The sequence below is a fragment of the Rhodanobacter sp. MP1X3 genome (genome assembly GCF_014207165.1).
In the GTDB taxonomy this organism is placed as follows: domain Bacteria; phylum Pseudomonadota; class Gammaproteobacteria; order Xanthomonadales; family Rhodanobacteraceae; genus Rhodanobacter.
Genome location: NZ_JACHCO010000001.1, coordinates 163,999 through 190,797, shown reverse-complemented (window position 1 = coordinate 190,797; position 26,799 = coordinate 163,999). Strand labels below are relative to the sequence as shown.

At 62.0% G+C, this 26,799-nt stretch carries 28 protein-coding genes; 11 read left to right on the top strand and 17 right to left on the bottom strand.

The genetic code is table 11. From position 1 onward, the window contains the following. Positions 1-3: 3 nt before the first annotated feature. Positions 4-504, bottom strand: a complete 501-nt coding sequence (locus tag HDE79_RS00815; RefSeq protein ID WP_184600031.1) for a nuclear transport factor 2 family protein — start codon at positions 502-504, stop codon at positions 4-6. A 359-nt stretch (positions 505-863) separates the two neighbouring features. Here HDE79_RS00815 and HDE79_RS00810 point away from each other — a divergent pair, with 359 nt between their 5' ends. From HDE79_RS00810 to HDE79_RS00790, 5 genes are all read left to right on the top strand, one after another. After that, positions 864-1,367 carry a DUF1579 family protein gene (locus HDE79_RS00810; protein WP_184600030.1) on the top strand — a complete coding sequence of 168 codons (504 nt, stop codon included), beginning with the start codon at positions 864-866 and terminating at the stop codon, positions 1,365-1,367. Further along, a complete protein-coding gene (locus HDE79_RS00805) occupies positions 1,364-2,584 on the top strand; it encodes a histidine kinase (protein ID WP_255488199.1) in 1,221 nt (406 codons plus the stop codon). Before HDE79_RS00810 ends, HDE79_RS00805 begins: the two co-directional genes overlap by 4 nt. Continuing rightward, entirely contained in the window at positions 2,581-3,339 is a 759-nt protein-coding gene (locus HDE79_RS00800) for a LytTR family transcriptional regulator DNA-binding domain-containing protein (RefSeq protein WP_221439975.1), read from the top strand. Before HDE79_RS00805 ends, HDE79_RS00800 begins: the two co-directional genes overlap by 4 nt. Next, the gene (locus HDE79_RS00795; RefSeq protein WP_184600029.1) at positions 3,311-4,306 is read left to right on the top strand and encodes a hypothetical protein; all 996 of its coding nucleotides are present in this window, start codon (positions 3,311-3,313) and stop codon (positions 4,304-4,306) included. The genes HDE79_RS00800 and HDE79_RS00795 overlap by 29 nt, the downstream gene beginning before the upstream one ends. Positions 4,307-4,405: 99 nt before the next feature. After that, entirely contained in the window at positions 4,406-5,323 is a 918-nt protein-coding gene (locus HDE79_RS00790) for a PD40 domain-containing protein (RefSeq protein WP_184600028.1), read from the top strand. Between the two features lie 6 nt (positions 5,324-5,329). Here HDE79_RS00790 and HDE79_RS00785 read toward each other — a convergent pair whose 3' ends face one another. The 7 genes from HDE79_RS00785 to HDE79_RS00755 all read right to left on the bottom strand — a co-directional run bounded on the left by HDE79_RS00785 (position 5,330) and on the right by HDE79_RS00755 (position 11,136). Continuing rightward, positions 5,330-6,520, bottom strand: coding sequence for an AI-2E family transporter (locus HDE79_RS00785; protein ID WP_184600027.1), 1,191 nt, complete (start codon positions 6,518-6,520; stop codon positions 5,330-5,332). A 100-nt stretch (positions 6,521-6,620) separates the two neighbouring features. Continuing rightward, positions 6,621-6,992, bottom strand: a complete 372-nt coding sequence (locus tag HDE79_RS00780) for a hypothetical protein (protein ID WP_184600026.1) — start codon at positions 6,990-6,992, stop codon at positions 6,621-6,623. Beyond that, positions 6,989-7,477: an ABC transporter ATP-binding protein gene (locus HDE79_RS00775; protein ID WP_184600025.1), complete on the bottom strand. Its 489-nt coding sequence runs from the start codon at positions 7,475-7,477 to the stop codon at positions 6,989-6,991. The genes HDE79_RS00780 and HDE79_RS00775 overlap by 4 nt, the downstream gene beginning before the upstream one ends. A gap of 28 nt (positions 7,478-7,505) precedes the next feature. Beyond that, a complete protein-coding gene (locus HDE79_RS00770; RefSeq protein WP_184600024.1) occupies positions 7,506-7,868 on the bottom strand; it encodes a DUF883 family protein in 363 nt (120 codons plus the stop codon). A gap of 103 nt (positions 7,869-7,971) precedes the next feature. Beyond that, the gene (locus HDE79_RS00765; protein WP_184600023.1) at positions 7,972-8,127 is read right to left on the bottom strand and encodes a DUF1328 domain-containing protein; all 156 of its coding nucleotides are present in this window, start codon (positions 8,125-8,127) and stop codon (positions 7,972-7,974) included. 287 nt (positions 8,128-8,414) lie between these two features. Beyond that, on the bottom strand, positions 8,415-9,503 hold the full coding sequence (locus HDE79_RS00760) for a PQQ-dependent sugar dehydrogenase (RefSeq protein WP_184600022.1): 1,089 nt from the start codon (positions 9,501-9,503) through the stop codon (positions 8,415-8,417). A gap of 58 nt (positions 9,504-9,561) precedes the next feature. After that, complete coding sequence (locus HDE79_RS00755; RefSeq protein ID WP_184600021.1) at positions 9,562-11,136, bottom strand: hypothetical protein; 1,575 nt, start codon at positions 11,134-11,136, stop codon at positions 9,562-9,564. A gap of 158 nt (positions 11,137-11,294) precedes the next feature. Between HDE79_RS00755 and HDE79_RS00750 the strand changes: the two genes are divergently transcribed. The 4 genes from HDE79_RS00750 (at position 11,295) to HDE79_RS00735 (ending at position 14,123) form a co-directional block, all read left to right on the top strand. Further along, on the top strand, positions 11,295-12,770 hold the full coding sequence (locus tag HDE79_RS00750; RefSeq protein ID WP_184600020.1) for an AAA family ATPase: 1,476 nt from the start codon (positions 11,295-11,297) through the stop codon (positions 12,768-12,770). Between the two features lie 159 nt (positions 12,771-12,929). Continuing rightward, entirely contained in the window at positions 12,930-13,112 is a 183-nt protein-coding gene (locus HDE79_RS00745; RefSeq protein ID WP_255488198.1) for a glyoxalase, read from the top strand. A gap of 18 nt (positions 13,113-13,130) precedes the next feature. After that, positions 13,131-13,343 (top strand): DUF3820 family protein, encoded by a 213-nt coding sequence (locus HDE79_RS00740; protein WP_184600019.1) that lies wholly within the window; start codon positions 13,131-13,133, stop codon positions 13,341-13,343. Positions 13,344-13,514: 171 nt separating this feature from the next. Further along, positions 13,515-14,123: a 2OG-Fe(II) oxygenase gene (locus tag HDE79_RS00735; protein WP_184600018.1), complete on the top strand. Its 609-nt coding sequence runs from the start codon at positions 13,515-13,517 to the stop codon at positions 14,121-14,123. Here HDE79_RS00735 and HDE79_RS00730 read toward each other — a convergent pair. From HDE79_RS00730 to HDE79_RS00715, 4 genes are all read right to left on the bottom strand, one after another. Further along, complete coding sequence (locus HDE79_RS00730) at positions 14,117-17,509, bottom strand: GH92 family glycosyl hydrolase (protein ID WP_343205888.1); 3,393 nt, start codon at positions 17,507-17,509, stop codon at positions 14,117-14,119. The genes HDE79_RS00735 and HDE79_RS00730 overlap by 7 nt on opposite strands. A gap of 156 nt (positions 17,510-17,665) precedes the next feature. Further along, positions 17,666-18,688, bottom strand: a complete 1,023-nt coding sequence (locus tag HDE79_RS00725; protein WP_184600017.1) for an alpha/beta fold hydrolase — start codon at positions 18,686-18,688, stop codon at positions 17,666-17,668. Next, positions 18,685-19,497, bottom strand: a complete 813-nt coding sequence (locus tag HDE79_RS00720; protein ID WP_184600016.1) for a lysophospholipid acyltransferase family protein — start codon at positions 19,495-19,497, stop codon at positions 18,685-18,687. Before HDE79_RS00720 ends, HDE79_RS00725 begins: the two co-directional genes overlap by 4 nt. Before the next feature lie 41 nt (positions 19,498-19,538). Continuing rightward, entirely contained in the window at positions 19,539-20,015 is a 477-nt protein-coding gene (locus tag HDE79_RS00715) for an Lrp/AsnC family transcriptional regulator (RefSeq protein WP_184600015.1), read from the bottom strand. A 142-nt stretch (positions 20,016-20,157) separates the two neighbouring features. On the opposite strand from HDE79_RS00715, the gene phhA reads away from it, so the two are divergent. Further along, the gene (gene phhA / locus HDE79_RS00710; RefSeq protein ID WP_184600014.1) at positions 20,158-21,045 is read left to right on the top strand and encodes a phenylalanine 4-monooxygenase; all 888 of its coding nucleotides are present in this window, start codon (positions 20,158-20,160) and stop codon (positions 21,043-21,045) included. 20 nt (positions 21,046-21,065) lie between these two features. Here the strand turns inward: phhA and HDE79_RS00705 are convergent, their stop codons facing one another. The 4 genes from HDE79_RS00705 to HDE79_RS00690 form a co-directional block, all read right to left on the bottom strand. Beyond that, positions 21,066-21,746, bottom strand: a complete 681-nt coding sequence (locus HDE79_RS00705; protein WP_184600013.1) for an SGNH/GDSL hydrolase family protein — start codon at positions 21,744-21,746, stop codon at positions 21,066-21,068. A gap of 47 nt (positions 21,747-21,793) precedes the next feature. Continuing rightward, positions 21,794-22,483 (bottom strand): RES family NAD+ phosphorylase, encoded by a 690-nt coding sequence (locus HDE79_RS00700; protein ID WP_184600012.1) that lies wholly within the window; start codon positions 22,481-22,483, stop codon positions 21,794-21,796. 127 nt (positions 22,484-22,610) lie between these two features. Then, entirely contained in the window at positions 22,611-23,009 is a 399-nt protein-coding gene (locus tag HDE79_RS00695; protein ID WP_184600011.1) for an MbcA/ParS/Xre antitoxin family protein, read from the bottom strand. A gap of 128 nt (positions 23,010-23,137) precedes the next feature. Beyond that, positions 23,138-23,986: an oxidoreductase gene (locus HDE79_RS00690; protein ID WP_184600010.1), complete on the bottom strand. Its 849-nt coding sequence runs from the start codon at positions 23,984-23,986 to the stop codon at positions 23,138-23,140. A 109-nt stretch (positions 23,987-24,095) separates the two neighbouring features. On the opposite strand from HDE79_RS00690, the gene HDE79_RS00685 reads away from it, so the two are divergent. Continuing rightward, a complete protein-coding gene (locus HDE79_RS00685; protein WP_184600009.1) occupies positions 24,096-24,995 on the top strand; it encodes a LysR family transcriptional regulator in 900 nt (299 codons plus the stop codon). Positions 24,996-24,997: 2 nt separating this feature from the next. Here HDE79_RS00685 and HDE79_RS00680 read toward each other — a convergent pair whose 3' ends face one another. Further along, positions 24,998-26,740, bottom strand: a complete 1,743-nt coding sequence (locus tag HDE79_RS00680) for a DUF885 family protein (protein ID WP_255488268.1) — start codon at positions 26,738-26,740, stop codon at positions 24,998-25,000. Positions 26,741-26,799 lie beyond the last annotated feature (59 nt).

Sequence of the window (26,799 nt, the reverse complement as noted above, 5' to 3'; positions counted from 1 at the left end):
CAGCTAACCCTTGCCGAACCCGCTGTGCTGCGAATACAGCGCATGCCAGCGGCCGTCGACGTAAACGAAGATGTCGGAGGAACGCACGCCCTGCTGCGGCCCCGACGCCGGGTCGTAGAACGACAGGATCGCGGTGTCGCCGTGGAGCACCACGCTCTTGCCCGACGGATGCGCCTTGATCCACGCCTCGACCGTGCGGCGCTCGGTGTCCGAGCCACGGTTCTTCTCCGCGTGCGCCACGATGGCGGACTTCGAATGTGCAATGCCATCTGCGCCGACCGAACGGTAATCAGGCAGCAGCAGATCATCCAGATACGCGGTGTCACCGCTCTCTTCCGCCTCCAGCCAGTGTTGGTCGACCGCGATCACCGCTGCCTCGTTCCTGGCGGTTTCGTCCGCTGTGCTCGCATACGCGTCGGAAGTCGCCACGAACGCACTCATGATTCCCATCGTCGTCGCGGCAAGACATGCCATGCCGATCCTGAAGAGGTATTGCTTGCGCATCTTGCTGTCCTCGTCCGCGGCGACATAGCCGCCCGTGCAGCCTGCATGGTGTGACCGTGGGCCGCATCGTTCCTGTGACGACCGCCTGCGATGACGTGACAAGCGGTCGATATGCTCCTGCCAGCGGTGTGACCGAGGCGATGGTGTGGCCACGTCGGATCAATGCATCACCCGGCATCCATCTCCACGGATTTCCAGCCATCTGCGTGCGTACTCGTGCCGCTTGTCACAGCCACGATGCCGATCGTCACAAGATCGGTGACGGCGATGAGCGCCCGTGCCAGCCTGCGCGAATCATCCACATCGACGCCATCGTCCGAACGGATACATGCCGGGCGTGCGGCAAGCAGGAGACCGACATGCGATTGCCGCTCACTCTCGCGATCCTCACAGTTACGAGCACGCTCGCTGGCACGACCGGCATGACGAATGAACTGGCGCCACTGGCCTGGTTCGTCGGTACATGGCAGTGCGCCGGCCAGTTCTCCAACGGCAGGCCGATCCATTCCCGCGAGACCTTCAGCACCGAAATGGACGGCCACTGGCTGCGCATGCAGCACGCGGACACATCGCCGGATCGCTACGCCGCGGACGAATGGTGGGGCTACGACCACGCCACCAGGCAGTTCGTAATGATCGTGTTCGACAACACCGGCGGCGTGCGCCACTACGTTTCTTCCGGCTGGACCGGCACCGCGCTGAGCATGCAGAACGCCGCGACCAGCGGTTACATCGATCGCTTCGTACTCCGGCGCAGCGGTGATGCCCAATACCGGGTCAGCTATTCGCACCTCGATGGCAGCGGTGCCTGGCAGACGGGCGACGAACTCACCTGCCGCCGAGATACGGAGCCGCCAGCTTGAATCTGCGGATACGCGAACACCGTCCCGTGCCGGCGTACCTTCCGGCACATCCGTCTGACGGCCGGCGCTGGCACACTGCGCGGATGAACGTGGCGCAAGCAACGACCATCGTCGGCGAAGATCAGGTACCCGGCGACAACCGATCGCAGCGACTCCGGAACTGGGCGCTGGCCTTCGGTTTCTGGACGCTGCTGGCGCTGTCCTACGCACTGAGTTCGGGGCTGTCCTCGCTCAGCGAAGGGCGCGATGCCGCCTGGTTGCGCGGGCTGATCTGGAACCTCGCCGACTTCTGGCTGTGGATGCTGCTGGCGGCCGGGATCGGTTGGCTCGGGCGACGTACGGCGGGCTTCGGCGGGCCGCGCCTGCTGGCTGTGCATGTACCCCTCAGCCTCGGCGGCGCGCTGGCGCAGACCCTGCTGCAGTTGCTGATCTTCTGGACCCTATGCGGCCCGGGCAAGATGCCGGTGGATACGTTCGGTGGCTTCATCCATACGGAGTTCGCCTACAAGTTCCAGCAAGGACTGGTGACCTACTGGGTGATCCTGGTGGTGCTACGCGGGATGGAATCGCGCCAGCACCTGCGCGACGAACGCCTGCGTCGTACGCAGTTGGAGACGCAATTGGCGCAGTCGCAACTGCAGGCATTGCGCATGCAGCTGCAACCGCACTTTCTGTTCAACACGCTCAACGCCATCTCGGCGCTGGCGTTGGCCGATCCGCTGCAGGCACGGCTGATGATTGCGCGGCTCAGCGATTTTCTGCGCCTCACGCTGGAGGAATGCCACGCACCGCAAGTGCCGCTGTCGCGCGAGCTGGAATTCCTCGCGTGCTACCTCGGCATCCAGCAGGTGCGCTTCCAGGACCGGCTGAGCACACAGCTGGACGTGGACGACGACACTCTGGACGCGGCGGTACCTAACCTGATCCTGCAGCCACTGGTGGAGAACGCGCTGCGCCACGGCCTGCAGAACAAGCCCGGTGCCGGCATCCTGCGCATTTCCACGCGACGTGCCGGTGACCAGCTGCAGCTACGTATTGACGACGACGGTCTCGGCCTACCGCCGGAAGGCGCGCCGGAAGGCATTGGCCTGGGCAATACGCGTTCGCGCCTGCACATGCTGTTCGGTGACGCCGCGCGACTCGAACTCACACCGCTGGCCGGCGGCGGCGTGCGCGTCGAGGTGCACCTGCCCTTTGTCGTGCACATCGCATCATGACGCCACGCCTGCGCGCCGTGCTGGTCGACGATGAGGTGCTGGCACGCCTCGCATTACGCCAGGCATTGGCGTCGCATGCCGAAGTGGAGATCGTCGGCGAATGCGGCAATGCCGGCGAGGCGATGCAGGCGGTGCTTGCATTACGCCCGGACCTGCTGTTCCTGGACATCCAGATGCCGGGCATGGATGGCTTCGAGTTGCTGCACACACTGGCACCGGATTGCCTGCCTCTGGTGGTGTTCGCCACTGCCTTTGCCGAACACGCGCTGCGGGCATTCGACGCCAGGGCCGTGGACTATGTACTCAAGCCGATCGAGCAGACGCGTTTCGACCAGGCGATGACGCGCGTCAACCAGCACTGGCAGGGACTGCACGCGCCACACGCCAATCCCGAACCCGCCGCCGTGACGGGCGCGGACGATTACGCGCAACGAATCAGCGTGCGCCACGGTGAACATATCCGGGTGATCAGCACGGCCGACATCGACTGGATCCGTGCCGACGGCAACTATGTGCACCTCCATGTCGGCAATGCCCGCTTCCTGCACCGCGATACGCTGCGCCACCTGCTGGCGACGCTGGACCCGGCGCGTTTCCTGCGCATCCACCGCGGCATCATGGTCAACCTCGATCGCGTGGCCGAAGTCCATCCGCTGTTCCAGGGCAATGCCGAAGTGGTGCTTTGCGATGGCACGCGGCTCCATCTCAGTCGGCGCTTCCGCACCCATGCGCGACGTGCACTTGGCATGGCTTGATCCATCGGCTGACTTCATTGACCGTTCGAGCATCACTGCCGACCACTCGTCACGCCCGATATACCGAACATCACAAAGCTGGCGCGGCGAATCTCGATCGGCTGCAGGCTTCTTGGAGCCTGTTGGCAAGCAATATTCCTTGGAGATCGTGATGACCCCCCGTTCCCGTGTTGTCGCTACTGCCGCTTTTTTCGCTTCGATCTTTTACCTGGGGAGCTCATCGGCCTATGCCGATTCGACCGCTGCGTATCTAAGCCCCAACCTCAAGGTGGGAGAACGTCTGTCCGATGTGTTTTCCAAAACCGTCTCGATAAAGGGAACGGGATTCAATGAGAAGGTCGATCGCATAAGCGGCAGCGCCAACGATAGGGTGACCGGTGTAACGCCGGAGGCCTTCATCTTCGATGAGGAGGATCGTTATGACGGGCACCCAACCAGTGGCGTAGTCCACGATGTTAAGACACTTCAGGACGGCATCACCCATTGCTACAAGAGCAAGTGTGCTGTCGACAACGAAACCAGCGGGACGACCTTCAATCCTTTGTTGTGGGGCAACGCACCGGACGACATCCGCGTAGGAACGACCTGGACAGTCACCATCCCCAAGCCCTGGGAAATCGGACCGGCCGGCACCGAGCAGGTGCGGGTGGTTCGCGTCGACCCGCTCAATGATGCCATCACGCTGACCCGCAGTGGCAGTGGTAGCGGCCCGTCATCCGACGATCAGTACCGTCAGCAGAATGGGACACCGATGCAGATCACCACCACGGCCGGAAAGACAATCGACGTGTCGGTGATCCCCGGCAAGACCACATGGCGTGGCTACACCACGATATGCAAGGGTGTCATTGTGAGCGATGAAATCATGGTGCAGCGACACGTGACGCTGGTGTCCAAGGGCGGCGACAAATTCGAGGGCGAGCAGCGCTCCTATACCTTGCTCAACCTGTCACAAGACACGATCTAATCGTTGCCGGCCACCGATACACGGAAAACGGGATCACGCCTTGCGCTTCGGCATTGAGCAAAAGCCCGATTAGATACGTCACTTGAGAAGTCATGCCCCATGAGCCGCATCCCCGCCATCGCCTGTTCGTTCTGCCTTGCGGCCGTTGTTCTCTGTTTCGCCTCGTCGCACGCGTCCGCCAGCGCGGCGTCTATCGCGGCGCTCGCACCGATCACGCTCGACGGCATCATCCATCCGGACAGCGACGACACCGTCGCCTTCACTCCTGACGGCAATACGGTGTTCTTCGACCGCAGCAATGGGCCGCACAAGACCATCATGGTCGCGCAGAAGGTCAACGGTCACTGGTCGAAGCCGCAAATCGCGGGCTTTTCAGGCCACTGGTTCGACCAGGATCCGGTCGTCTCGCCGGACGGTTCGTACCTGTTGTTCAATTCCGACCGACCAACGACGCCTGGCGGCCAGCCGCTGACGCAGGACTACTTTGTCGGCGGCAACGCGCCGGGCAGCAACATCTGGAAAGTGGAGCGCAAGGGCAATGCGTGGGGGACCCCGGTGTGGTTGGGGCCGATCATCAATGACGATCCCTTCGTCGATTTTGCGAGCATCGCGACCGACGGGACCTTGTATTTCATCCGTTGGGACAAGAAAGCGCGGGCAATGCATATCTGGCGCTCGCTGTATCGCAACGGAAGCTACCTGCCTGCCGTGCGCGCCGGCCTCGGCGATCCCGACGTCTCCACGCATGATCCCGCGATCGCGCCCGACCAGTCATTCATCGTGTTCGACTACGGCAAGACCAAGGGTGGCCTCGGCCGCCTGTGCATCGCCTTCAGGCAAGGCGATCACTGGAGCCGACCGATCGACCTGGGCGATGTCGTCAACAAGGATCTGCCGTGGGGCGCGCATGTCTCGACCGACGGCGACACAGTTTATGTCACCGGGCAGTCGGGCATCTGGCGACTTTCGCTTGCCGGGTGGCTGAAGCAATCCCCATCGGACACGGTGAAGCGGTAACGGCCCTCAACGCTGCACCATCACCGCAAACCAGCCCCAGCCACGAATGCGCTCGGTGATCAACTTGACGCTGGTCAACATCGGCACCGCCAGCAATGCGCCGGGAATACCCCAGAGCCAGCCCCATACCAGCAGCCAGAGCAGAATCGCGATCGGGCTGACGCGCATGCGCCGGCCCAGCACCATCGGCGTAATCAGGTTGCCTTCGACGATGGTGAAGCCGATGAAACACAACGCCGGCAGCAGCGCCTGACCGAGCTGATCGAAGTGCACCAGTCCAACCATCATCAAAATCGTGGTGGTGGTGATCGCGCCAACGTACGGAATGTAATTGGCCATCATCGCCACCGTGCCCCACAGCAGCGGATCGGGCATCTTCAGCCACCACAGCATGGTCGCCGTAAATAGTCCCAGGCTCAGATTGATCAGCGAGGTGGTGAGAATGTAACGCGACACCTCGGTCTGGATGCTGCGCACGATGACCACGGCATGTCGCTTGGCCTGAAAATCAGGAACGATTTCCACCAGCCGTCGCAGCAAGGTGTCGCCGAACACCAGGAAAAAGAACACCAGCAGGGTGACGGTGAGCATCGCGGCGATCACGGCCGGGGTCTCGGCCAGAACATCCCACGTACTGATGGAGACCGTGGCCGTTGCCGCGGCTGGATGAGCGCGCGACGGCGGACCGTTCACCAGATTCTGCGTGGCACGATTGGCCATCTCGAATGGTGCGGTGATGTTTCTGAACTTGGGCAGCAGCTCTTTCATCGTGGCCGGCGCGCCCTGGATCCAGCCCATCGCCGGCTGTGCCACCTTGCTTACGCCAAAACCAATCGTGCCCACCAGCGCCATCATCAACACGCTGGCGCAGAGCCAGCGCGGCAGGCCGCGGCGGGAGCCAGCGGCCACGATCGGGTTCAATGCCAGCCCCAGGAAAGCTGCCAGCACCAGCGGTATCAGCAACGACTTGGTCAACGTGACGGTGTACAGCAACGCCAGCAACAGCATGCTGTTCAAGATCACGCGGATAGCACGCAAGTGCCGCAGCGTGCCGCGCGTCGTCTGCAATCCGCGACCGTGCGCGCCTGGCGCTTCGCAATCGGCATCTGCCGCGTCGTTACCGGGCGGTAGCGGAACAGCATCGTTACGATCGCTGATGATCGCGGCGCGCGTTGGCAGGTGGCCCGGCTCCTTCATGGCGGCGCGCCGATGAGCGAAATTCGATGGAGCGAAAACAAGATAAGCGATGACGGCATGGTTGACGGTTGCCTAACCGACGTCTGCGTCATCGCCAGGGTCATGATGATTGACCGCTATTGGTATCCGTTGCCGCCGTATCGTCTGAATCGGTCTTGTCTGAATCAGTTCTGCCTGAATCTGCGCCGCCACCCAACCCGAACGCACCCAGCTCGGAAACCAGGCGCGTACCGTAAGCCACCGCTTCTGCCAGACCGCCGCCGAGCAGTGAACCCAGCCCGGGAATACGCAGCGGATGCACGTTGAGGGTACCCAGCACGAATCCGGCACCGGCCGCCGCGCCGACGGTCGTCAGCGGATAGCGTTGACCGCGCGCGAGCAACGCGGCTGCCGGCGGGCTCATTTCCTGCCGTGCCAGATTCATCTCCAGCTTGGCGGCGCGCACTCTGGCGAGCTGGCTGAACAAGCTCATGCACGGTCTCCCTTGGTGCGATCTGTCTCGACGTGTGCGGCGCGCTCGGCATCGATTTCGCGTCGAGCCTTGCTCATGGTATCGCGCATCATCTCATTCCACTCGCCGCGTGTGACCGGCAGACTCATCCAATGCATGCAGCGGCGAAACAGCAGGAGCGAACCGGCCAGAAACAGTGCCTGCAAAACGCACAGACCCAACAATGCCAGCACCCACGACCCAAACCACTTCGCCAGCAGCAGACCGACAAACGCAAGCAGGCTCAGACCCAGTCCCACGCCCGCAACGGTAGCTGCCAGACCAGCCAGCAACATCCACGACACAGCGCTGCGTGCAAGCCCAAGCTCGGCAGCCAGCAAATGCAACTGGGCACCGAAAAGATGTTTTATCGCACGCCCCAACTGGCCAAGTTCGGCCACCAGCCCGGATGGCAACGGCGCCGTTTCCGGCGCCGCTGTTCCGGGGGTAGGTTCTGATTGCTGCATTCCCTGAACCCCTATCAAGCCTGCGTGATCAACGACGCAGGATGCGACCGAGCAACCAGCCAGCGCCAAGCGCGATGGCGACGGACTGCACCGGTTTCTCGCGAACATAGTCGCGCGCCTGCTCCAACCATGCGTCGGCGCGATCCAGCGTTTGGTCATAGACCTCACGACCGCGCTCACCAATCTCGACCGCTTTATCGGTAGTGCGGTTGGCGGCATCGGCCACCTTGTCAGTGGCGCGGTGCAGACCTTCTTCGACCGTGTCGGCGGCGCGATCCACGGCATCCTTGGTGCTGGCCACGGCATTGGAGGTCGCCTGCTTGATGCGCTCGGCGCTCTCGTCGATGCGGTTGCCAACCAGTTCTTCGGGGGTTTGTACGTGCTTGTTCATGGGAAGCTCCATTGAGGACTGACGATGACGCATGACTTCGACGCATTGGTTCGCTTGCGGAAGTGACTTGATGACACATCACTTCCGCAAGCGCATGACCTGATTATCTGGCGCGGCGGAAAAAGGCGAGTACGGCGAGAATCAGGAAGATGACGAAAAGAATCTTCGCAATGCCTGCAGCGGCGCCGGCAATGCCGCCAAAACCCAGTACCGCTGCGATGATCGCGATAACCAGAAAAACCAGTGCGTAGTGAAGCATGGCGTTGTCCTCTTGAATGGGAGCCAAAGTTGGATAAACCGTGAACCGCAGACACGAGACTCCGGTATGTGGTCAGCTATTCACCCATAGCCCATGCCATGCGCATGTGAAGAGAGTTGGCGTCAATCTGCACGCGCTGGCGACGTTTGTTCAGGCGGGGGCAGGGGTCGGTTTGGCGTTCGGGCGTCCATTCACGTCGTATCCGACTCTCACCTGACAAACGGTGACGACGAGCGATGGCGGGAGATTCGGAGCATCAATCCGCAGGTTGTAACCCCTCGAAATGCTCAAGGCTTGTATGTGACGCGATACACCGCGCCTGCAAGATCGTCGCTTACCAGCAGGCTGCCGTCGGGCAGCGGCTGCACGTCGACCGGTCGGCCCCAGGCGCGTTCGTCCTGCTCGAAGCCGGTGATCAGCGGTTCATACGACAGCACCTTGCTGCCCTGCAGACGCACCGTCATCACCCGATAGCCGGATTTTTTCGTACGGTTCCACGAACCGTGCTCGGCCACGATGATCGCGCCCTTGTAGCTGGCCGGAAACTGCTTGCCCTCGTAGAAACGCATACCCAGCGAGGCAACGTGCGCACCCAGCTTCAATACAGGCGGCGTGTAATCCTTGCAGCTCTTGCCCTTGCCGAATTCAGGATCGAGCGTGTCGCCCTGTTGGCAATAGGGAAAGCCAAAGTGCTCGCCAATCCTGGTGATGCGATTGAGTTCGTCACTGGGCATATCGTCACCCATCATGTCGCGCCCGTTGTCGGTGAACCACAGTTTCCTGGTGCCGGGCTGCCAGTCGAAACCCACCGTGTTGCGGATGCCGTGCGCCACGTCTTCCATGCCGCTACCATCGGCGTTCATGCGGGTGAGCTTGCCATGGTCCGGACCTGGGTCGCAGATGTTGCACGGTGCGCCGATCGGCACATACAGCTTGCCGTCCGGACCGAAGGCGATGAACTTGGTGCCGTGATGCATCTCGGTCGGCAGCTTGTCGGTGATCAACTCTGGCTTCGGTGGATCGTCCAGATGATTCTCGATATCGCGCAGCACCACGATCCGGCTGACGGCGGACACGTAGAGATCGCCATTCTTGAAAGCCACGCCGATCGGCGACTCCAAGCCGCTCGCCACCACACGCACCTTGTCGGCAACACCATCATGCTTGCTGTCGGTCAGCGCATACACCTTGCCTGCGTCACCGGACCCGACGAACACGGTGCCTTTGGCGCCCAGCGTGATCTCGCGCGCTTTCGGTACCTGGTCCGAATACACCGCGACATGGAAACCCTTCGGCAGGGTCAGCTGGTCCAGTTGCGGTGCAGCGAAAGCCGGCGCCGCCAGCAGGTAGAGCAACCACCAAAGTTTCATACGCATCGGTCGGTCTCCGTATCAGCGGGCAGACTGCGATGCTAACGCCTGTCGGTCGAAGCGGCTATTTCGCCGCCACGTCGACCAGACGGACCACGTCGGACCAGAGCGTCGGGCCTTCGTGCATCGCGTAGATCGTGTTTACATCCAGATGCTCGCGCGCCACCGCCTGCACCACTTCGTGCATCAATTCCGGATCGTATAGCGTGTGGTCGGCATTGAGCGCCAACGTGTCGCTGGCATACAACAGCTTGTGCTGCGGGAAATACACCATGTACTGGCGCTCGGTGGAAGCGCCACGCAGTGGGTAGATCACCACGCGGTTCGCCCCACTGCCAATCTCCTGCTTGCCCGAGACCACATGCCATTGCGCGGCTTTCGGCGCGGACTGCAAATGGTCAGGCTCCAGGCGGTGCGGGGCCGCCACCAGCCGATCCAGTAGCGGCTGGTTCAGATCGAGGATGTACACCGGCAAGCCCTCGGCTACCGCCTCTCGCACGCCGGCCATATGCGGCCACGAATCGGAACTGGACAGCACCGCCTTTATTGGCACACCGGCAAACGTGCTGCGCGCCTTGGCCAGCACGCCTTCAACATAATGCGGCGAGATCGGCGCTTCCAGCACCAGCACGCCGTCGTCCTGCTTGATCAGGGTGGCATTCCACGCGCCGCGGTAGAGTTCAACGCCCGGCGCCAGCTCGACGCGGTGCTGGTCGCTGAACTCGCGGTTCCAGCCTTTGGATTGCGCGCTCTTCGCCGCTAGTGCCGAGTCCATTGCGAAGGTCTTGTCATCCAGCGTCGTGTTGAAGCTGGCATCGAGTACCTGCATTGACTGCCACACCACGCCGTTGCGCTGCTCGATGCGATTGGTTGGCAGCACCGTGCCATTCAACAGCTTCCAGTTGTCGTAGTAAACACGCTGCTCGACGTCACCCCAAGCGAACCAGAAATCCTGGAACGTGGCCGTGCGCTCGAATGCATCCGGCAGGTGGTTGAAAGCATTCAGCAGCACACGCACCGGCTGCCCGTGCCATTTGAATTCGAGCACGCTGTGCGGGGTGGAACGCAGCCATTCGCCGCTGGCGTAATGCAGGTCAGCTGCCGCCGCTGCAGTAAGCAGCAATCGCTCCGGTCCTAGCGCCAGTGTGGCGCGGGTGTCCTCCAGATCAGCCGCCGAACACGCTGAATCGCCGTCCTTGGTGCGGTACACGCCGCCTTCGGGGGTAGCGATCAAGGTGAGATCGCTTTCCGCCTGATGCGGATCCGCTTCCGGCCACACGCCATGGCTATGGCTCAGTAGTCGACTCTTGTCGAAATCCACGGTCAACTGATCGCGCTCGTAGCTGCTGATGAACGGCGCCTGCCGATACGACTGTTCGGTGAGTGCGGTATGCCCGATCACGTCGAACTGTACGTTGTGGATGGCCGCCAACGTGTCCCGGCCACCCATCGCCGTCAGCGCCAGGCCGAGGCAGGCATGCGCATCGATCTGCTCGCAGCCAGGGCGGCCAGCGATGCCTTCACGGGAACCATCCAGTCGAGGTAGTGCAGACGCATGCGCCGCGGCCGTACTCGCCAGAGCCAACGTCGTCAGCATGGCGATCGAGGAAATCCTGCACCAACGCTTGCGGCTGTTCATCGCTTGTCGCTCGATCGGGCCCGACGGGCGGATGTCGCAGCCTACGTCGTTTATCGAGTGGTGCCCCATGAGGGAAGTCATGCCATGCGGGAAGTCATGCCTCGCCGGTGGAACCACGCGGTGCTCTGCTAACGTGGCGTACTTCGATTGGAGGGTGCATGAGCGAATTGCAGGATCTCACCACGCTGGTACGCGCGAGCACGCCACTGCTGGTGATCGAAACCGTCGACGAACAGCGGGTGATCGAATGCTTTCGGCACGTGATCGCGCAGTCGCTGCGCCCACTGTGGCGCTGGACCCTCACCGACGGACTGACCCGACTGGACTTCGCTCAACGAGAATCCCAGTCCGCACCCGATGCCACCGCCACACTGGAGGCGATTCGCGCGGCCAGCGAGCCGGGCATCTTCCTGCTGTTCGATTTCCATCCGTTTCTGGGCTACGCGATGACACTGCGCATGCTGCGCGAGATTGTGCAGCGGCAGCACTCGGTGGCGCATACCATTGTGCTGATCGGCGCAAAAATCGAATTGCCCGAAGAGCTCGAAGCACTGGCGCTACGTGTCCCGCTGTCGCTGCCCGACATCAAGGAACTGGCCGGCATTCTGCGCGGCGAAGCGGCCGCCTGGCAGAACGAACAGGGTCGCCGCGTCGAGGTGGACGGTGAGGCCGCGCGCATCATCGTTCGCAACCTGCTGGGCCTGTCCGCGCCAGACGCGCGGCGCATTGTGCGCAAGCTGATCTACAACGACGGCGCGCTCAATCACGCCGACTTGCCCGAACTGATGCAGGCCAAGTTCGACCTGCTCAACCGCTCCGGCCTGCTGCATTACGAATACGCCACCGCCAGCTTCGCCGATATCGCCGGCGTCAGCCGCGTGCGCGAATGGGTACAGCGGCGGCGAGCGGTGTTTCTCGATCCGTCCGCCACGCCAATGCTCGATCCACCCAAGGGCGTGCTGCTGCTCGGCGTGCAGGGCTGCGGCAAGAGCCTCGCATCGAAAGCCATCGCCGGTGGCTTCGGCGTGCCGCTGGTACGACTGGATTTCGGCACGCTCTACAACAAGTATCAGGGCGAAACCGAAAAGAATCTGCGCGAAGCGCTGGCCAGCACCGAGCTACTGGCGCCATGCGTGCTGTGGATCGATGAAATCGAGAAAGGCCTCGCCGGCGGCGGCGATGATGGCGGCGTGTCGCGTCGCGTGCTCGGCTACCTGCTCACCTGGATGGCCGAACGCAAGGCCAAGGTCTTCGTCGTCGCCACCGCCAACACCGTCGACGAGCTACCCGCCGAACTGCTGCGCAAAGGGCGCTTCGACGAAATCTTTTTTGTCGACTTGCCACACGCCAGCGTGCGCGAAACGATCTTCACCCTCCACCTCACCCGCCGCAAACTCGATCCGACTGGTTTTGACTTGCCTGTCCTGGCCGAAGCCAGCAGCGGCTTCTCCGGTGCCGAAATCGAGCAGACCATCGTCAGTGCTTTATACGACGCCGCCAGCAACAACGTGCCGCTCGATCAATCAACGCTGCTCAACGCACTCAAGCAGACGCGGCCGCTGTCGGTGTTGATGCACGAGAAAGTGGAGACGTTGAGAGCGTGGGCACAGGGCCGTTGTGTGGCCGCGGATTGAACGTCGGTATCATTGCCGTTTAAGCGGATATTTTTGAAAAGGGCAATTTCAAGGTCCACACGCAACATGATCAGTGAATGGTGCCAACTCTCCGCGCTCTTGCAGCCAGTCGCCTAGTACAAGCTTGGACACCCACGCTCGCTGCTGCTTGTGAAGTCAATGGACGAGTGGGATGCACTGGCCAACCGCCTGCAAGCAGCCGGCACGCGCTTCGTAATCGAACTGCACGTACGCTTTCAGGGTCAGGCCGGTGAACAGGCCACGATGTTTCTGCTCGATCCCTGCAGCAATGCGCTTGAATTCAAGGCGTTCGCCGATCGCTCGAAGCTGTTTGCCAAATAACCCGAAGGAAACCACACGATGGAAGCAGAGGATTTGCAGCGGCTGGTGACTGTCACCATGCCCTATGGCAAATACCAGGGCCGGCTGATCGCCGACCTGCCCGGTGCCTATCTCGCGTGGTTTGCGCGAAAGGGGTTTCCCAAGGGGGATTTGGGACGGTTGCTGGCGCTGATGCTGGAGCTGGACCACAACGGGCTGTCATCGCTGCTGGAGCCACTGCGCAAGCGATAAGGTGAGCTCGAGCCAGCGTTGGCTTTCGGCGTATGCTGCAGGAAGAGCGGATTCGCATATTGCGAATCCGCTTTACTCGAACGCCGCTGCAAACTCCCTCCTCCGTGTCTGGTCGAGACTGCCCGCAAGGGCGCTAGCGCACTACGCGCACGATCAGAGTACTCAGCACCGATGTTGCCCCATGAGTTCGATACCGCGACGAGTGCGCTCGCCGCGAACGGCTGGTGCGTTATCCCGGACCTGATGACGTCGACGCAGACGCAGGCGCTCGCCAACGAGTGCATGGCCATGCATGCCGAACATTTGCTGACGCCCGCCGCCACTGGAATCGATCGCGCGATAACGATATTGCGCGGCGACAGCACGCGCTGGTTTTTATCCGGCGCACTGAGCGCACCGCAGCAGGCCTTTGCCGATCGCGTGGACGAGCTGCGCATCGCACTCAGCCGTCATCTGATGCTTGGCCTGGTCGACAGCGAGTCGCAGTACGCGGTGTATCCAGCGGGCGCGGGCTACGCCAGGCATCTCGATCAGCTGCGCCGTAGCGATGCCCGCGTCGTTTCGGCCGTGTTCTACCTCAACGCCGACTGGCAGGATGTCGAAGGCGGGGCGCTGCGGCTTTATCTGGCCGATGCGTCCCACCGCGATATCTATCCACGCGCCGGCACGCTGGTGCTCTTTCTATCGGCGCAATTCGAGCATGAGGTACTACCCGCCACACGGCAGCGAATGAGTATTGCGTGCTGGATGCGGCAGCGGGTGATTCCTGCGATTCACTGATTCCTGGAATCTATCCGCCCGATCAATTCAATTTCCGCTAGGGCTTTTGCCGCACCATCCGTAGCGGGAAAGCTCAACCGGTAATACGCGTAACTGCCTGGCGCCCGCAGGCCAAAGACACGCGTCTGGCGTGGCGTGAGAAAGCGCTCGTTCTTACGCGTATCCACGGTATGCCAGTGCTTGCCGTCGCTGGATGCTTGCAGTTGCCAGCTTGAAGGTGCGGCGGCACTCGCACCAGACGTCAGCGTAAGCATGGCAACCTCGCGGGCTTGCGGGAAATGCCAGCTCACCGTCGACGCGACGACTGGCAACGTGGCTTCGGTATCGGAATCGTTATCGAACAGCGCATCCAGTTTGGTAATCGTCGGCTGACTACTGGCCTGTCCTTGCCCTGCACCGGTGAGATCACGCATCGGCTGCGGCTTCTCGCCTTCGGCCGTGAGCGACGCAGGCAGTGACGACTTCTCGCTACCCCATGACGACGGTTTCGGACCCATCACAAAGTCGAGCGTCGCGCCTTGCGCCAGCAGCGCGTGTGGCAAGGTGAGCTGGTTCCACGGCTGGCCGTTGACGCGCAGGCTCTGGATATAGCGATTGGTGTCGCTGACAGCCGGCGCCTCGATAACGATGTGTTTGCCGTTTTCCAGACGGACGTCCATATGCGGGAAGTACGGCGCGCCGATCACGTATTCCGGCGTACCCATGCGCAGTGGATAGAAACCGGCCGCACTGAAGACATACCAGGCGGACATCTCGCCGTTATCCTCGTCGCCCGGATAGCCCTGGCCGATCTCGCTGCCGACGTAGAGGCGCGACAGCGCATCGCGCACCTTGTCCTGCGTCTTCCACGGCTGACCGGCAACGTCGTACATGTAGAGGATGTGGTGCGATGGCTGGTTGCTGTGGCCGTACTGACCCATGCGCACGTCGCGCGCCTCCAGCATTTCGTGGATCGGCTCGCCGTAAGTACCGACGTGGAAGTTGCCAGGCGTGGCGAAGAAGGCATCGAGTTTGGCGGCAAGTCCGGCACGGCCGCCATAGAGCGCGGCAAGTCCGGCACCGTCCTGCGGTGCATGGAAGGCCATGTTCCACGCGTCGGTTTCGGTGTAGTCACCGCCCCAGCGGATCGGATCGAAGTCTGCCTTGCCGTAGCGCCACTGACCGTTGGCGGCGCGGCCAACGAAGAACCCGACGTCGGCATTGAACAGGTTGACGTAGTCGAGTCCGCGATTACGGTAGTAACGCGCGTCGTCTGCGTAATACGCCGCGTACGGATCGTCCGCGGCGTGCTGTGTCGCCAGCGCATCGGCGAGGTTGCCGATGGCGAAGTCGTTGATATAGCCGTCCATCGACCACGACAGACCCTCGTCCACACCGGTATCGGTGTAGCCGTTGAAGATCGAGCGCTGCAACCCCTTGCGACCCGTACCGGCCAGCGGGCTCACTACCGAAGCATCCTTCAACGCCGACTGGTAGAACGAAGCCACGTCGAAGTTGCGCACGCCCTTCAACCATGCGTCGGAAAAAGCCACGTCGGCGCTGGTACCGACCATCAGGTCGGCGTAGCCAGGCGAGGACCAGCGCGCGATCCAGCCGCCGTCGCGATACTGCTGCACGAAGCCGTCGATCATTTCGCCGGCCTGCGTGGGCGTGAGCAACACATAGGCCGGCCACGCGGTGCGATAGGTATCCCAGAAGCCGTTGTTGACGAAGTCCTTGCCGTCGACCACGTGCGCGCCGGTCTGTGTGGGCGTGTCGGCACCGACCGGTGCGGAGAACGGGCTAGCGTAGCGATACACCGGCTGCGCGGCGCTGCCGGTGTTTTCGTAAGCCTCGTTCGGATACAGGAACAGCCGGTAGAGATTGGAATAGAGCGTGGTTTTTTCGTCGCGGCTGGCGCCGTCGACCTGCACAGCACCGAGCAGTGCGTTCCACTGCTGTGCAGCGCGATCGCGCACGCTTTCCAGCGTGTCGTCCGGTGCGATTTCTAGCGCGAGATTGTGTTTAGCCTGATCGAGGCTGATCAGCGAGGTGGCGATGCGCAGGTTCACGGTCTTGTTGATGCGCGTATCGAAACCGAGCCATGCGGCGACATGGTCTCGCCCCGCACCGGTGAGTCGGCCGCTGCGCTGCACCGGCTGATCGACCGTGCCATAGAAGAAAAGCCGACCGGCGCCGGTACTCAACTTGCTCTTGACGTCCGAATAGCCGCTGAAGCTGCGCCCCGACGGGTCGAGCGTGATACCGCCCTGGTCGGTGAGGTTATCGAACAGCAACTGCGATGTCGCGCCGGCGAAGGTGAAGCGGAACATCGCCGCGTGGTCGGTCGGCGTCATCTCGGTAACGATGCCGTTGTCGAATGCCACACGGTAATCATGCGCATGCGCCGTTTCGTTGACGTGGGTAAAGCCTAACGAACGCGCGGCCCGATCGAGCAGCGGCACACCGCTGGCCTGTGCCTCGGGCATGAGCTGCAGCGTTTGCCGCTCGCCCATCCACGGGCTGGGCTCGTGCGAGAGCTGGAAAGCCTGCAAGCGCGGGTGATTATCCGCACCGTTGTGATCCTGATACTGGTAGAGCCAGTCGGTACTGGCATCGGTGACTGGCGTCCAGAAGTTGAAGCCGTGCGGCACAGCCATCGCCGGAAAGACATTGCCGCGCGAGAAGTGGAAATTGGCATTGCTGCCGCGCCGCGTCTCGACGAAATCGGCCGGCTGCTGGCGCGTCTCCGGCACTTCGCTGCCAATGCGGATGTCGTCGACATAGCCTTCAATGCTGGCTGCCGGACCATCGTGGTCCAGCACGATCTGCTTCACGCGCCGACCCGCCGCAACGCGGCCGAGATCGATCGAAACGAAATTCCATTGGTCCGGATACAGCACACGGCCATCACCCTGCCCGCGCGCTGTCGCAGGTACACGATGCTGGTCGAGCGCACCACTGGTCGACAGACGGCTGCCGTCGTCGAAAACCAGGTCCACCACAACGTAGTTGGCCGGATTGCGCAGGTCATCCTCGACCCGTTGCGGAAAAATCACATAGGAAAGCTGCGTGTCCGCGCGCACCGGCAGATCGATATCGAACAGCTTCTGCTGTTGGCTGCCGTCGGCGCTACCGCGATAGTGCAGCGAACGCAGGCCGGTGAAACCGACGCCAGGTTTGGCGGTGAGCACCACATCCTTGCCCGGGCCGCCGTCGACCTGGGCGCTGAAGGTTGGGCTGGTCGTCATGGCAAGAGGCTGGGGCTGACCGGCTTCGAACGAACTCTGGAAGGTCTCTACCGTTGCTCTCGCCGCCGCCGCGCCACCAATCAAAAGCGCGGCGGTGACGAATGTGGCGAGTGTTCCTGCGGCGCGCCGTGTCTGGCGCGATGCCGATGCCTTCATGCCGAATCCTCTGGGAGTTTGTGTCAATGGCGCTCGCCCGATGCGACAGGTCATCTCACCCATGGAGGCCGTAACGCATCAAGCGCAAACCACAGAGTTGATGCGATCCCATCGACACTGTCAAACCGCAGTGCGGCAAGCGACAACCCGCGCCGGTCAACCGATGCCGGCTACCTTGCTGTCGGCGATCGCATTGAAACGATCGGCGATGTAGTCGTCGGTGAAGCTGGTCATGCCCCAGTTGCGGATAAAACCGCAGTGGCCGCCGTAGCGGGAAATATCCAGTTCGATATTCGGTGGCAGCTGCAGCTGCTTGAACGCGTTGATCGGAATGACCGGATCGTCCTGCGCGGTGAGGATGGTGGCCGGTATCTGCATACCGGCCAGCGCGTCGCCAGCGACCGAATAGCCATCCAGATACTCTTCCAGCGAGCCGAAGTCGGTATGCCGCAGTACCAGCGCTTCGGTGAGGCCGCGCATGTCTTGCTTCAGCTCGGACAGCTCGAAATACTGCTGCTGCGGAAACGCTGCTTGCTTGGCGCGCAGTGATTGCCGCCACTTCTGCATGAAGTAGGCGTTGTAGAACCAGCGCGCTTTCCGCTCCAGCGAGAACAGGCCCTCGGCAGGATCGATGATCGGACAAATTGCCAAGACATAAGAGAGTGGTATGCCCAGCGCTGGCGCCTTCAAGGCGGCGCGCAGGGCGAAATTGCCGCCCAGCGAAAAGCCGGCCAGTGCCATCGGACGCGCCGGCCAGCGCTGGGCGATATCAGCCAGCGCGTGGACCACTTCATCAATCCGGTTGGAGTGGAACAGGGCTTCGTTGTAGGCGAAGCTTTCGCCGTGATCGCGGAAATTGAGCCGCAGAATGTCCCAGCCATCGAGCAGCAGGCGACTGCCTGTCTGCAACACGTAGGTGGAATCGACGCTGCCTTCCCAACCATGGAAAAGTACAGCGAGGCCGCGCGACTGCGGGTGCGTTTTCTGTGCCGTGTAAGCGCCGGTAAGTCGCACACCGTTGCCGCCATCGACGATGACCGGCTCGGCGCCCTGCATCACGGTTTTTGCGGTGCGCGGCAACAGGTAACGGCGCACACCACTGGAGGACAACAAGGTCTGGGTATGGCCGCTGCGCAGCGGCCAAGGCGGACGGAAGTCGGCGCCACGCAGCAGACTCATTCGACAACGTCGCTCGCGATGTGATCACCGAGCGCGCTGGCAATGCGTTCGCGCGATTGCTCGGCCATGCGTCGGCGCGCGTCCGGGGAGGCAGGCACAACGGCGAGAAAATGCACTTCGGCATCCAGCGGCGCCTCACCCAGCAGGCGCAGGATGTTGTGCACAAAGCTCTCGTTGACGCGGAAGCCAGCATCAATGATCCGCACACCATGACGGGCAAAGCGCAGCGCCACCGGCTGCACCGGCACTTCGGCATCCAGCGCGGCCTGGAAAATGCGTGCGTGGAAAACCTTCAATACCCCGTTGTAGCCACTGCCGCCCTCCGGGAAAACCGCCACCGAACGGCCGCCGCGCAGGCGTTCGACCATCACCTGCATCACTGAGGAGAGCGAATGGTTATTGCCACGGCGATGGAAGATGGTGCCCGCGCAGGCGGCCATCCAGCCGACCAGCGGCCAGCGCGCGATCTCCGACTTGGCCACGAAACATGCCGCGCGCTGGCTGTGCAGCATGACGATGTCAATCCACGACGTATGGTTGGCGACAAACAGAACGGCATCGGGCATCGGCCGGCCGATGCGGACCGAACGCATGCCGAAGATCCGCAACAGCATGCGCGACCACCAGCGGATCAGCCGGTGCGACAGCGGCTCGCGGCCACCCTGCATCACCGCCAGGCGATTCCAGGTGACAATCAGTGCAAGCAGAATGCCCAGCAAGATGTGTCCGAGCAGCAGCGGCACGCGCCACAGATAGCGCAGTGGGCGCAGTCGGTCAGGCGAGGTGGCGGGAACGAATTCGGGGCTCATTAGTCAGTTAGTTTAGCGTTAATCGGCACGCGCTTGAATGCTCAACGCTGCAACTGAGTCAGCGGCAGTGAAGGTGAGCGCTTGACGGTGCGCAATACGAAACTGGAGTTGACGTCGGCGACACCCGCGGCGTTGAGCAGATGATCCAGCAGAAAGCGCGAGAAGTCCTGTAGATCGGCGACATGCACGTGCAGCAGATAATCCATGTCGCCCGTGAGCGCATGACAGGCGACCACTTCGTCCCAGCCGTTGACGCGCTCGACGAAGCCTTCGATCGCCGCACTCTCGTGCTTGGTCAGCTGCACGCGCACGAATGCCTGCAGGCCCAAACCAACCGCCTGCGGATCAACCTGCGCTGCATAGCCGGTGATGATCTTGTCCGACTCCAGCCGCTGCAGCCGGCGCAGACACGCCGAAGGCGACAGGCTGACGCGCTCGGCCAGCTCGGCATTGGTGATGCGGCCTTCGCCTTGCAGCACGGCCAGCATCCGCAGATCGGTGCGGTCGAGTGCGTTCACGCGCACGATACCTCGCGCTGTTTATCCATATAACGCAAGAATAGTGCATAACTGGGCGAATATGGAGCAAGTAAACAAGCTTCATGTGCGTTATCCGCCATAGACTATTGATTGGACACGTTGAGCCAACCCGGAGTACGCCATGGACACACCTCGCAAAATCGAACACCAGCAAACCGATCGCGGTTACGTGCCGGTGTATGCCACCGGCGTGGTGGAGCAACCGTGGGCGAGCTATTCGCGCACGGACCATGAGGTGTGGGACACGCTGTACAAGCGTCAGCGCGAAATGCTGCCCGGCCGCGCCTGCGCGGAATTCCTTGCCGGCGTGGAGCGCTTTGGCCTTGGCGACGGCGGCATTCCGAAATTTGCCGAACTCAACAAAGTGCTAGGCGCGGCTACCGGCTGGGAGGTGGTCGCCGTGGAAGGACTGCTGCCGGACGAGGTGTTTTTCGACCACTTGGCCAATCGCCGCTTTCCGGTGAGCTGGTGGATCCGCAAGCCCGACCAGCTCGATTACCTCAGCGAGCCGGACCTGTTCCACGACCTGTTCGGCCACGTGCCGCTGCTGCTCAATCCAGTCTTTGCCGACTACATGCAGGCCTATGGCCGTGGCGGCATGAAGGCGTTTGCGATCGGACCCGAAGCGCTGATGAACCTCACGCGTCTTTACTGGTACTCGGTCGAGTTCGGCCTGATCAATACCAGTGAAGGCATGCGCATCTACGGTGCCGGTATCGTCAGCTCGAAGGGCGAGTCGATCTACTCGCTGGACTCGGCTGCGCCGAACCGGATCGGTTTCGGGCTGGAGCGCGTGATGAATACGCGCTACCGCATCGATACCTATCAGCAGACGTACTTCGTGATCGACAGCTTCGAGCAATTGTTCGAAGCGACGCATCCGGACTTCACGCCGATCTACGCCAAGCTAAAGCAGTTGTCCACGCACAGCGCGGCGGATGTACTCGACAATGAACGGGTTTTTACCCACGGCACCCGCGAGGGTTTTGCCACCAATGCCGATGCCTGAGGTCTGGCCGCGCCGAATGATCAGCGCGGCATCGCGTCGACCGGCTGCTTATCGACCCATGGCTTGATGATGCTGATCCACAGCGCGTAGCCGGTGCGATTCATGTGCAGGCCGTCATCGCCAAACCACTTAAGCTGCGGCTGGCCGTCCGCGCCCAGCATGGGCGTATAGACGTCCAGATAGGTGACGTGCTTCTGCTTGGCGGCATAGGCCTTGATCAGGGCGTTGGCCTGACTCACCTTTGGCAAGAGAACCTTACGTGCGATGCTCGGCTTGATCGCGACGAAGGCAATCGGTACACCGGGATCGACTGACCTCACCTTGCGCACGAAGGCGGCAAAATCATCACGCACCTGCGCCGGGCTGTGGCCATCCTGCAAGTCGTTGTCGCCCGCATACAAGACCACCGCGCGCGGATGATAAGGCGCCACGATGCGGTCGGCGAAGTAGGTGGAATCCGCCAGCTCCGAGCCACCAAAGCCGCGGTTGATCACGCTGACTTCGGGGAAATCCGCCGCAAGACTTTTCCAGTGCTCGATCGACGAACTACCGATAAAAAGGATCGAGCCCACTGCCGGCGGATGCACCCGGTCCGTCGCCTCGAACGCGGCGATGGCATTTTCCCATTGTGCAGGATGGCCCTCGGCCGCATGGGCAAGCACCGGCAATAGCGCGAACAACAACAAGATCAATCGTTTCATGTATCGCTTCCTCTATACGAAACCGTGGCAAAGGATCACTCCCGAGGTTAACGCGGACGCGCCAGCTCCGATACCCTCAACACCATGGCGATGCGGCGGCCGTCCCAGCGATAGATCAAATGCTCGGACTGCACACATGGCGCTACCAGATCCGGATAAAACGCAGCTACACATTCGCCACCGGCATGGCGCGCGCTGTCGTAGACCACACCATTGGATCCTTCGCTGCGCAGCTGTTGCGCCAGCGCCTGACTGGCGACGTAACTGTCGGGTTCCTGCGCTTCGGGCCAGCCGCCGCGCAGATCGTGCAGCTTGCCGGCAATGCCGGTGCGATAACAGCGCATCTCGATATCGCAGGCCGGTTCCGCCGTGGCCGCGAGAAATCGCTGGCGGTGATAGATGGTTTCCTCGACCGCCGTCGCCACGCTATGCGCCGCATAGAAAACGCCCCAGCTGCCGTCGGAAAAACGGCTGCCTTCGGGATTCAGATGGGTAAACGCCGCCATCACCGGTGTACTGCCCGGACCGCTGATGCGGCGCTCCTTCGGCACCAGCTTCAACGCGCCAGCCTCTTCACGCAGGCGTGGATTGGTCAACGCCTCGATCGCGAACACGGCGTCCAGATCGGCCGGATCGGCGATACGGTCATACACGCCAATCGGCGGGAACCGGCTGGGCACGACACGATAAGCGTGGCTCCAGCGAATGCGTTTCAATGGTGGCAGGGCGGTCGACATCAAAGATTCCGTTGGGCAGCGGACGGTTTCGAATCGGCAGGTATTCCCCGGCTGGAAAGGCTGGCCGGCTGATGTGCGAACAGTGTCGAGACTCGGCGTATCGCGGATTGCGACACGCCGCCCAGACTCAGCTTACGCCACGCTGCGCGTCGAGATACTGCCGCACCACATAAAGATCGGCCACATTGCCCGACAACATGCGCTGTAACGCGGAGTGCCCGCCAAACAAGGCCGCCTGGTTCGGCTTGTGCAGCCACGCATCGGCCTGCGTCGTGTCCGGAAACAGGATCTGCAGTGCCTTCCAGATACCGAGCAGGTAGCTGATCCGCTCGATCACGTCGCGGCCGGGCGCGGCATCACGCTCACGCTTCCACTTGTAGAAAGTGGATTCCGGCGGATCGCCAAGAAGCTTGCGCTGGTCGGTGACGCGCAGCTTCCACTGTTCGGCCAGGCCAAAGAAGGCGCGCAGAGCTGGACCGCCAAGCTCAATCGAGGGAACGTTTTCGGACTTCGGTTGAGTCAGCATGAATAACTTCTCACATGAAGTTTTATTGAATATTACTTTATATGTGCATTTCTGACCAGCGCTGCGCGGATTTCATTTCGCTACCGTTGTAGGGCCCAATCGCTAGATGCCAGATCCGGTCGAGGTCTTCAAATGTCAAAAGCCGTCGCAGTGGACACCATCTCCCAATCCTGCATGTCAGCCAGCATCGCTTCGGCGTGACTCCGCACTGCGTCGACAGCGTCCGATCCCAGTTGCAGGCGCAGTGGGGTATTTTCGGATTGCAGAGCCTGCGCAATCGCGGCGGCTGCCTTGCGCGGATCGCCCTGCTGGGTCTGGTGCATGTCGCGGGCGAACGCCCGCGTGCCGCCAACCGTATCCTGGTAGGCGTCGATGAGCGGCATGTGGCGCATGGCGTCACCTGCCAGCTCGGTGCGGAAGCTGCCCGGTTCGACAATGAGAACCTTGATCCCGAGCGGTGCCAATTCCTGGGCCAATGCCTCGGAGGCTCCTTCGAGCGCGAACTTCGTCGCGGAATAGGCACTGAAACCTGCGAACGATAACTGGCCGCCGAGACTGGAGATATTGACGATGGCACCCGAGCGCTGCGTACGCAGCGTCGGCAGCGCCGCCGTAATCACCGCAATGGCGCCGAAGAAATTGGTTTCCATGATGGCCCGTAGTTCGCTTTCGGGTGTTTCCTCCAATGCACCCACCACACCGTAGCCGGCGTTGTTGATCAGCACATCGATGCGGCCAAAGCGCGCCACGGCGGCAGCCACGGCGGCCTTGGCGTCGCCGGGATGATTGACATCGAGCCGGGTGACCAGCAGGCGATCGGCCGCCGGCTGGGTCGCAACCAGATCCTGCAGTTTGGCGATGTTGCGGGCGGTTGCCACTACGTTGTGGCCCTGTGCCAGGGCGTACTCGGCAAAGGCGCGGCCAAAGCCGGACGAGGTGCCGGTGATGAACCAGGTTTGGCGGGTGAATGCGGTCATGATCTTTCCTCGGGATCTCGTTCGATTCGAACGCAAGGAAAAGGTCGCACGGCGGCGGTACGATGATAATCGGGCTTCAATCGCATTCACTATTCGACAAGGTGCATGAATGGACCGCGAGCTGCTGGCGCATTTCCCTGTCGTAATCGCCGTCGCGCGGCGCGGTGGTTTCGCGGCCGCGGCCGCAGAACTGGGCATGAGCCCATCGACGGTGAGCCATGCGGTCAAGGCGGTGGAAGACCGTCTGGGCATACCGCTGTTCGCGCGCACGACCCGTAGCGTCTCCCTGACCGAGGCAGGCAACACGTTCGTGGCCGTGATCGGTCCTGCATTAGCGGATATCCAGGAAGTGGTGGAGCACATTCGTGCCGACAAGGGAAAGGTCACCGGCCTGCTCCGGCTCAACGTTCCCCGCGTGGCATTGCCGATGGCAATCACCGCGGTGATCGCGCAGATGACCTGGCGGCATCCGGAGCTGACGATCGAGATCACCTCCGAGGATGGCTTGATGGACATCGTCGCGAATGGTTACGACGCCGGTGTGCGGCTCGGCGAAATGATCGACGAGGACATGGTGGCGATCCGCCTCACACCACCGTTCAAGGCCATCATGGTCGCCGCACCCGAGTACCTGGCGGCGAATGGCGAGCCAAAGTCGATCGCGCAGCTTCGCCAGCACAATTGCATCGGTTTTCGGCTGGTGGCGTCGGGCGGCGTGTATGCGTGGGAGCTTCGGGAAAACGGCGCCGACGTCACCGCGCGTGTGCATGGCACCACGCGGGTAACTGATCCGCTCTATGCGCGCGAACTGGCGTTGGCCGGCGTTGGCATCGCCTATGTGTTCGAGCCACTGGTTCGCGCTGATATCCGCGAAAAACGGCTGCGCTGGATCATTCCAGACGCAGCGATCGAAGAACCCGGACTGTTTCTCTACTTTCCGCGCCGCGCTTCCGACGCGCCCAAGCTGCGCGCCTTTATCACTGCGGCTCGCGACGTGCTCAAGCCATAGCGTTACGGTGGCGTCTGTTTCTTCGCGCAGTCGCAACCGTAATCCGGTTCCGGGCCACCGTCGGCAATGAACTGGTTGATACGCTGTTCGAGTACCGGCAGCGGCACCGAGCCGATGGAGAGCACGGTGTCATGGAAGTGACGGATGTCGAATTTCGGGCCGAGTGCCTTTTCGGCTTTCGCGCGCAGCTCGAGGATTTTCAGATAGCCGAGTTCGTACGAGAGCGCCTGACCGGGCCAGCTGATGTAGCGGTCGACTTCATTGGCGATCTCGCGATCGGACAATGCGGTGTTCTGCGTCATGTAATCGATCGCCTGCTGGCGGCCCCAGCCCAGGTGGTGGATGCCGGTGTCGACCACCAGCCGGCAGGCGCGCCACATCTGGTAGCTGAGAAAACCGAACTGCTCGTATGGCGTCTTGTAGATGCCCATCTCGTTGCCGAGGAATTCCGAATACAGCCCCCAGCCTTCGCCGTAAGCGGAGATATAACCGTTGCGGCGAAAATCCGGCTGGTCATGCTGCTCATCGGCCAGTTCCAGCTGCAGCGCGTGACCAGGATAGGACTCATGCAGGGTCAGCGCAGGCATGTTGTACAGCGGTCGCGACGGCAGGTCGTACGTGTTGACCAGATAGACGTCCGGACCGCCGCGGCCGGAGGTGTAGTAAGGCGCAATGGCGTCCGGTACGGGCTCGATGGTGAAACGCTCGCGCGGCAGATGACCGAACAGCTTGCCCACCTGACCGTCTACTTCCTTGGCCACCCACGCGCTGCGATCGAGCAGCTCCTGCGGCGTCTTCGCGTAGAACTGCGGGTCAGTGCGCAGGAAGTGCAGGAAGTCGGCAAAGCTGCCCTTGAAGCCCGTCTGCGCCATCGTGTCGAGCATCTGCGCATGGATCTTCGCCACCTGGTCCAGGCCGATCTGGTGGATCGCATCGGGGCTCAGGTCGAGCGTGGTGTATTCGTGGATCTGCTGGCGGTAATACGCCTTGCCGTCCGGCATGGCCTCGGCGGCCAGCGTGGTGCGTGCCTGCGGCACGTACTCGTTGCGGAAAAAAGTGAGCAGCTTGGCGTAGGCGGGAATCACGTCGTCGCGAATACGCTGCACGGCCTCGCCCTGCAGCGCCTGCGCATCATCGGCACTGATCGATGCGGGCAGCTGCTTGAACGGTTTGTAGAACGTGCTCTCGGTCGGGTCCTTGAGCTCGGCAACGGCGGCGATCGACACGTCGCGGCCGTTGAGCACCGCGCGTGGCACGCTGAAACCGCGCTTGAGGCCGAGTTGCATGTTGGCGATCTGCTGATCGAAGTAGGCGGGAACCTGGTCGAGCTTGGCGAGATACTTGTGATAGTCGTCGACTGTACGCAGCTTGCCGCCATCCAGCTCGTAACCCACATCCGACCAGAATGCCGAGTCGCTGTTGAACGGCATCTGCCAGTTGGCAAAGTGCTGGTCGGCAACGAAATTACCGATCTGCTCGCGGTAAACCGCGGCGTTGACGCGATTTGCCGGCGAAAGCTGAGCTACGTCGATGCCGTCGAGCTGTTTGAGTATATGCTGCCAGTATTCCAGCCGCTGCTGCTGGCTGGCTGCGTCGACATCATCGAGCCGGCCATCGTTCGGCTGCGACTCGCCCGACGTACTGACGCCGGACTGGCCGGTACGCCACGCCCATTCCTGCTGATAGATATTCTGAAACGAGGTGTCAGCGGTGCTCTGCGCGGCCCAGAGTGGTGTGGCCAGCAGTCCGGTGATCGCCGCGGCGAGAAATTTTTTCACCAGGCCTTTCTTTATGGCTTCTATCT

Coding starts and splice junctions, on each gene's coding strand:
- HDE79_RS00755 (WP_184600021.1), bottom strand. CDS start 11,136: ATGAACAGCCGCAAGCGTTGGTGCAGGATTTCCTCGATCGCCATGCTG.
- HDE79_RS00775 (WP_184600025.1), bottom strand. CDS start 7,477: ATGCAGCAATCAGAACCTACCCCCGGAACAGCGGCGCCGGAAACGGCG.
- HDE79_RS00815 (WP_184600031.1), bottom strand. CDS start 504: ATGCGCAAGCAATACCTCTTCAGGATCGGCATGGCATGTCTTGCCGCG.
- HDE79_RS00765 (WP_184600023.1), bottom strand. CDS start 8,127: ATGCTTCACTACGCACTGGTTTTTCTGGTTATCGCGATCATCGCAGCG.
- HDE79_RS00795 (WP_184600029.1), top strand. CDS start 3,311: ATGCGCGACGTGCACTTGGCATGGCTTGATCCATCGGCTGACTTCATT.
- HDE79_RS00780 (WP_184600026.1), bottom strand. CDS start 6,992: ATGAGCTTGTTCAGCCAGCTCGCCAGAGTGCGCGCCGCCAAGCTGGAG.
- HDE79_RS00720 (WP_184600016.1), bottom strand. CDS start 19,497: ATGAGCCCCGAATTCGTTCCCGCCACCTCGCCTGACCGACTGCGCCCA.
- HDE79_RS00690 (WP_184600010.1), bottom strand. CDS start 23,986: ATGACCGCATTCACCCGCCAAACCTGGTTCATCACCGGCACCTCGTCC.
- HDE79_RS00810 (WP_184600030.1), top strand. CDS start 864: ATGCGATTGCCGCTCACTCTCGCGATCCTCACAGTTACGAGCACGCTC.
- HDE79_RS00790 (WP_184600028.1), top strand. CDS start 4,406: ATGAGCCGCATCCCCGCCATCGCCTGTTCGTTCTGCCTTGCGGCCGTT.
- HDE79_RS00705 (WP_184600013.1), bottom strand. CDS start 21,746: ATGAAACGATTGATCTTGTTGTTGTTCGCGCTATTGCCGGTGCTTGCC.
- HDE79_RS00735 (WP_184600018.1), top strand. CDS start 13,515: ATGTTGCCCCATGAGTTCGATACCGCGACGAGTGCGCTCGCCGCGAAC.
- phhA (WP_184600014.1), top strand. CDS start 20,158: ATGGACACACCTCGCAAAATCGAACACCAGCAAACCGATCGCGGTTAC.
- HDE79_RS00770 (WP_184600024.1), bottom strand. CDS start 7,868: ATGAACAAGCACGTACAAACCCCCGAAGAACTGGTTGGCAACCGCATC.
- HDE79_RS00695 (WP_184600011.1), bottom strand. CDS start 23,009: ATGCTGACTCAACCGAAGTCCGAAAACGTTCCCTCGATTGAGCTTGGC.
- HDE79_RS00685 (WP_184600009.1), top strand. CDS start 24,096: ATGGACCGCGAGCTGCTGGCGCATTTCCCTGTCGTAATCGCCGTCGCG.
- HDE79_RS00745 (WP_255488198.1), top strand. CDS start 12,930: ATGGACGAGTGGGATGCACTGGCCAACCGCCTGCAAGCAGCCGGCACG.
- HDE79_RS00760 (WP_184600022.1), bottom strand. CDS start 9,503: ATGCGTATGAAACTTTGGTGGTTGCTCTACCTGCTGGCGGCGCCGGCT.
- HDE79_RS00785 (WP_184600027.1), bottom strand. CDS start 6,520: ATGAAGGAGCCGGGCCACCTGCCAACGCGCGCCGCGATCATCAGCGAT.
- HDE79_RS00740 (WP_184600019.1), top strand. CDS start 13,131: ATGGAAGCAGAGGATTTGCAGCGGCTGGTGACTGTCACCATGCCCTAT.
- HDE79_RS00700 (WP_184600012.1), bottom strand. CDS start 22,483: ATGTCGACCGCCCTGCCACCATTGAAACGCATTCGCTGGAGCCACGCT.
- HDE79_RS00725 (WP_184600017.1), bottom strand. CDS start 18,688: ATGAGTCTGCTGCGTGGCGCCGACTTCCGTCCGCCTTGGCCGCTGCGC.
- HDE79_RS00730 (WP_343205888.1), bottom strand. CDS start 17,509: ATGAAGGCATCGGCATCGCGCCAGACACGGCGCGCCGCAGGAACACTC.
- HDE79_RS00750 (WP_184600020.1), top strand. CDS start 11,295: ATGAGCGAATTGCAGGATCTCACCACGCTGGTACGCGCGAGCACGCCA.
- HDE79_RS00800 (WP_221439975.1), top strand. CDS start 2,581: ATGACGCCACGCCTGCGCGCCGTGCTGGTCGACGATGAGGTGCTGGCA.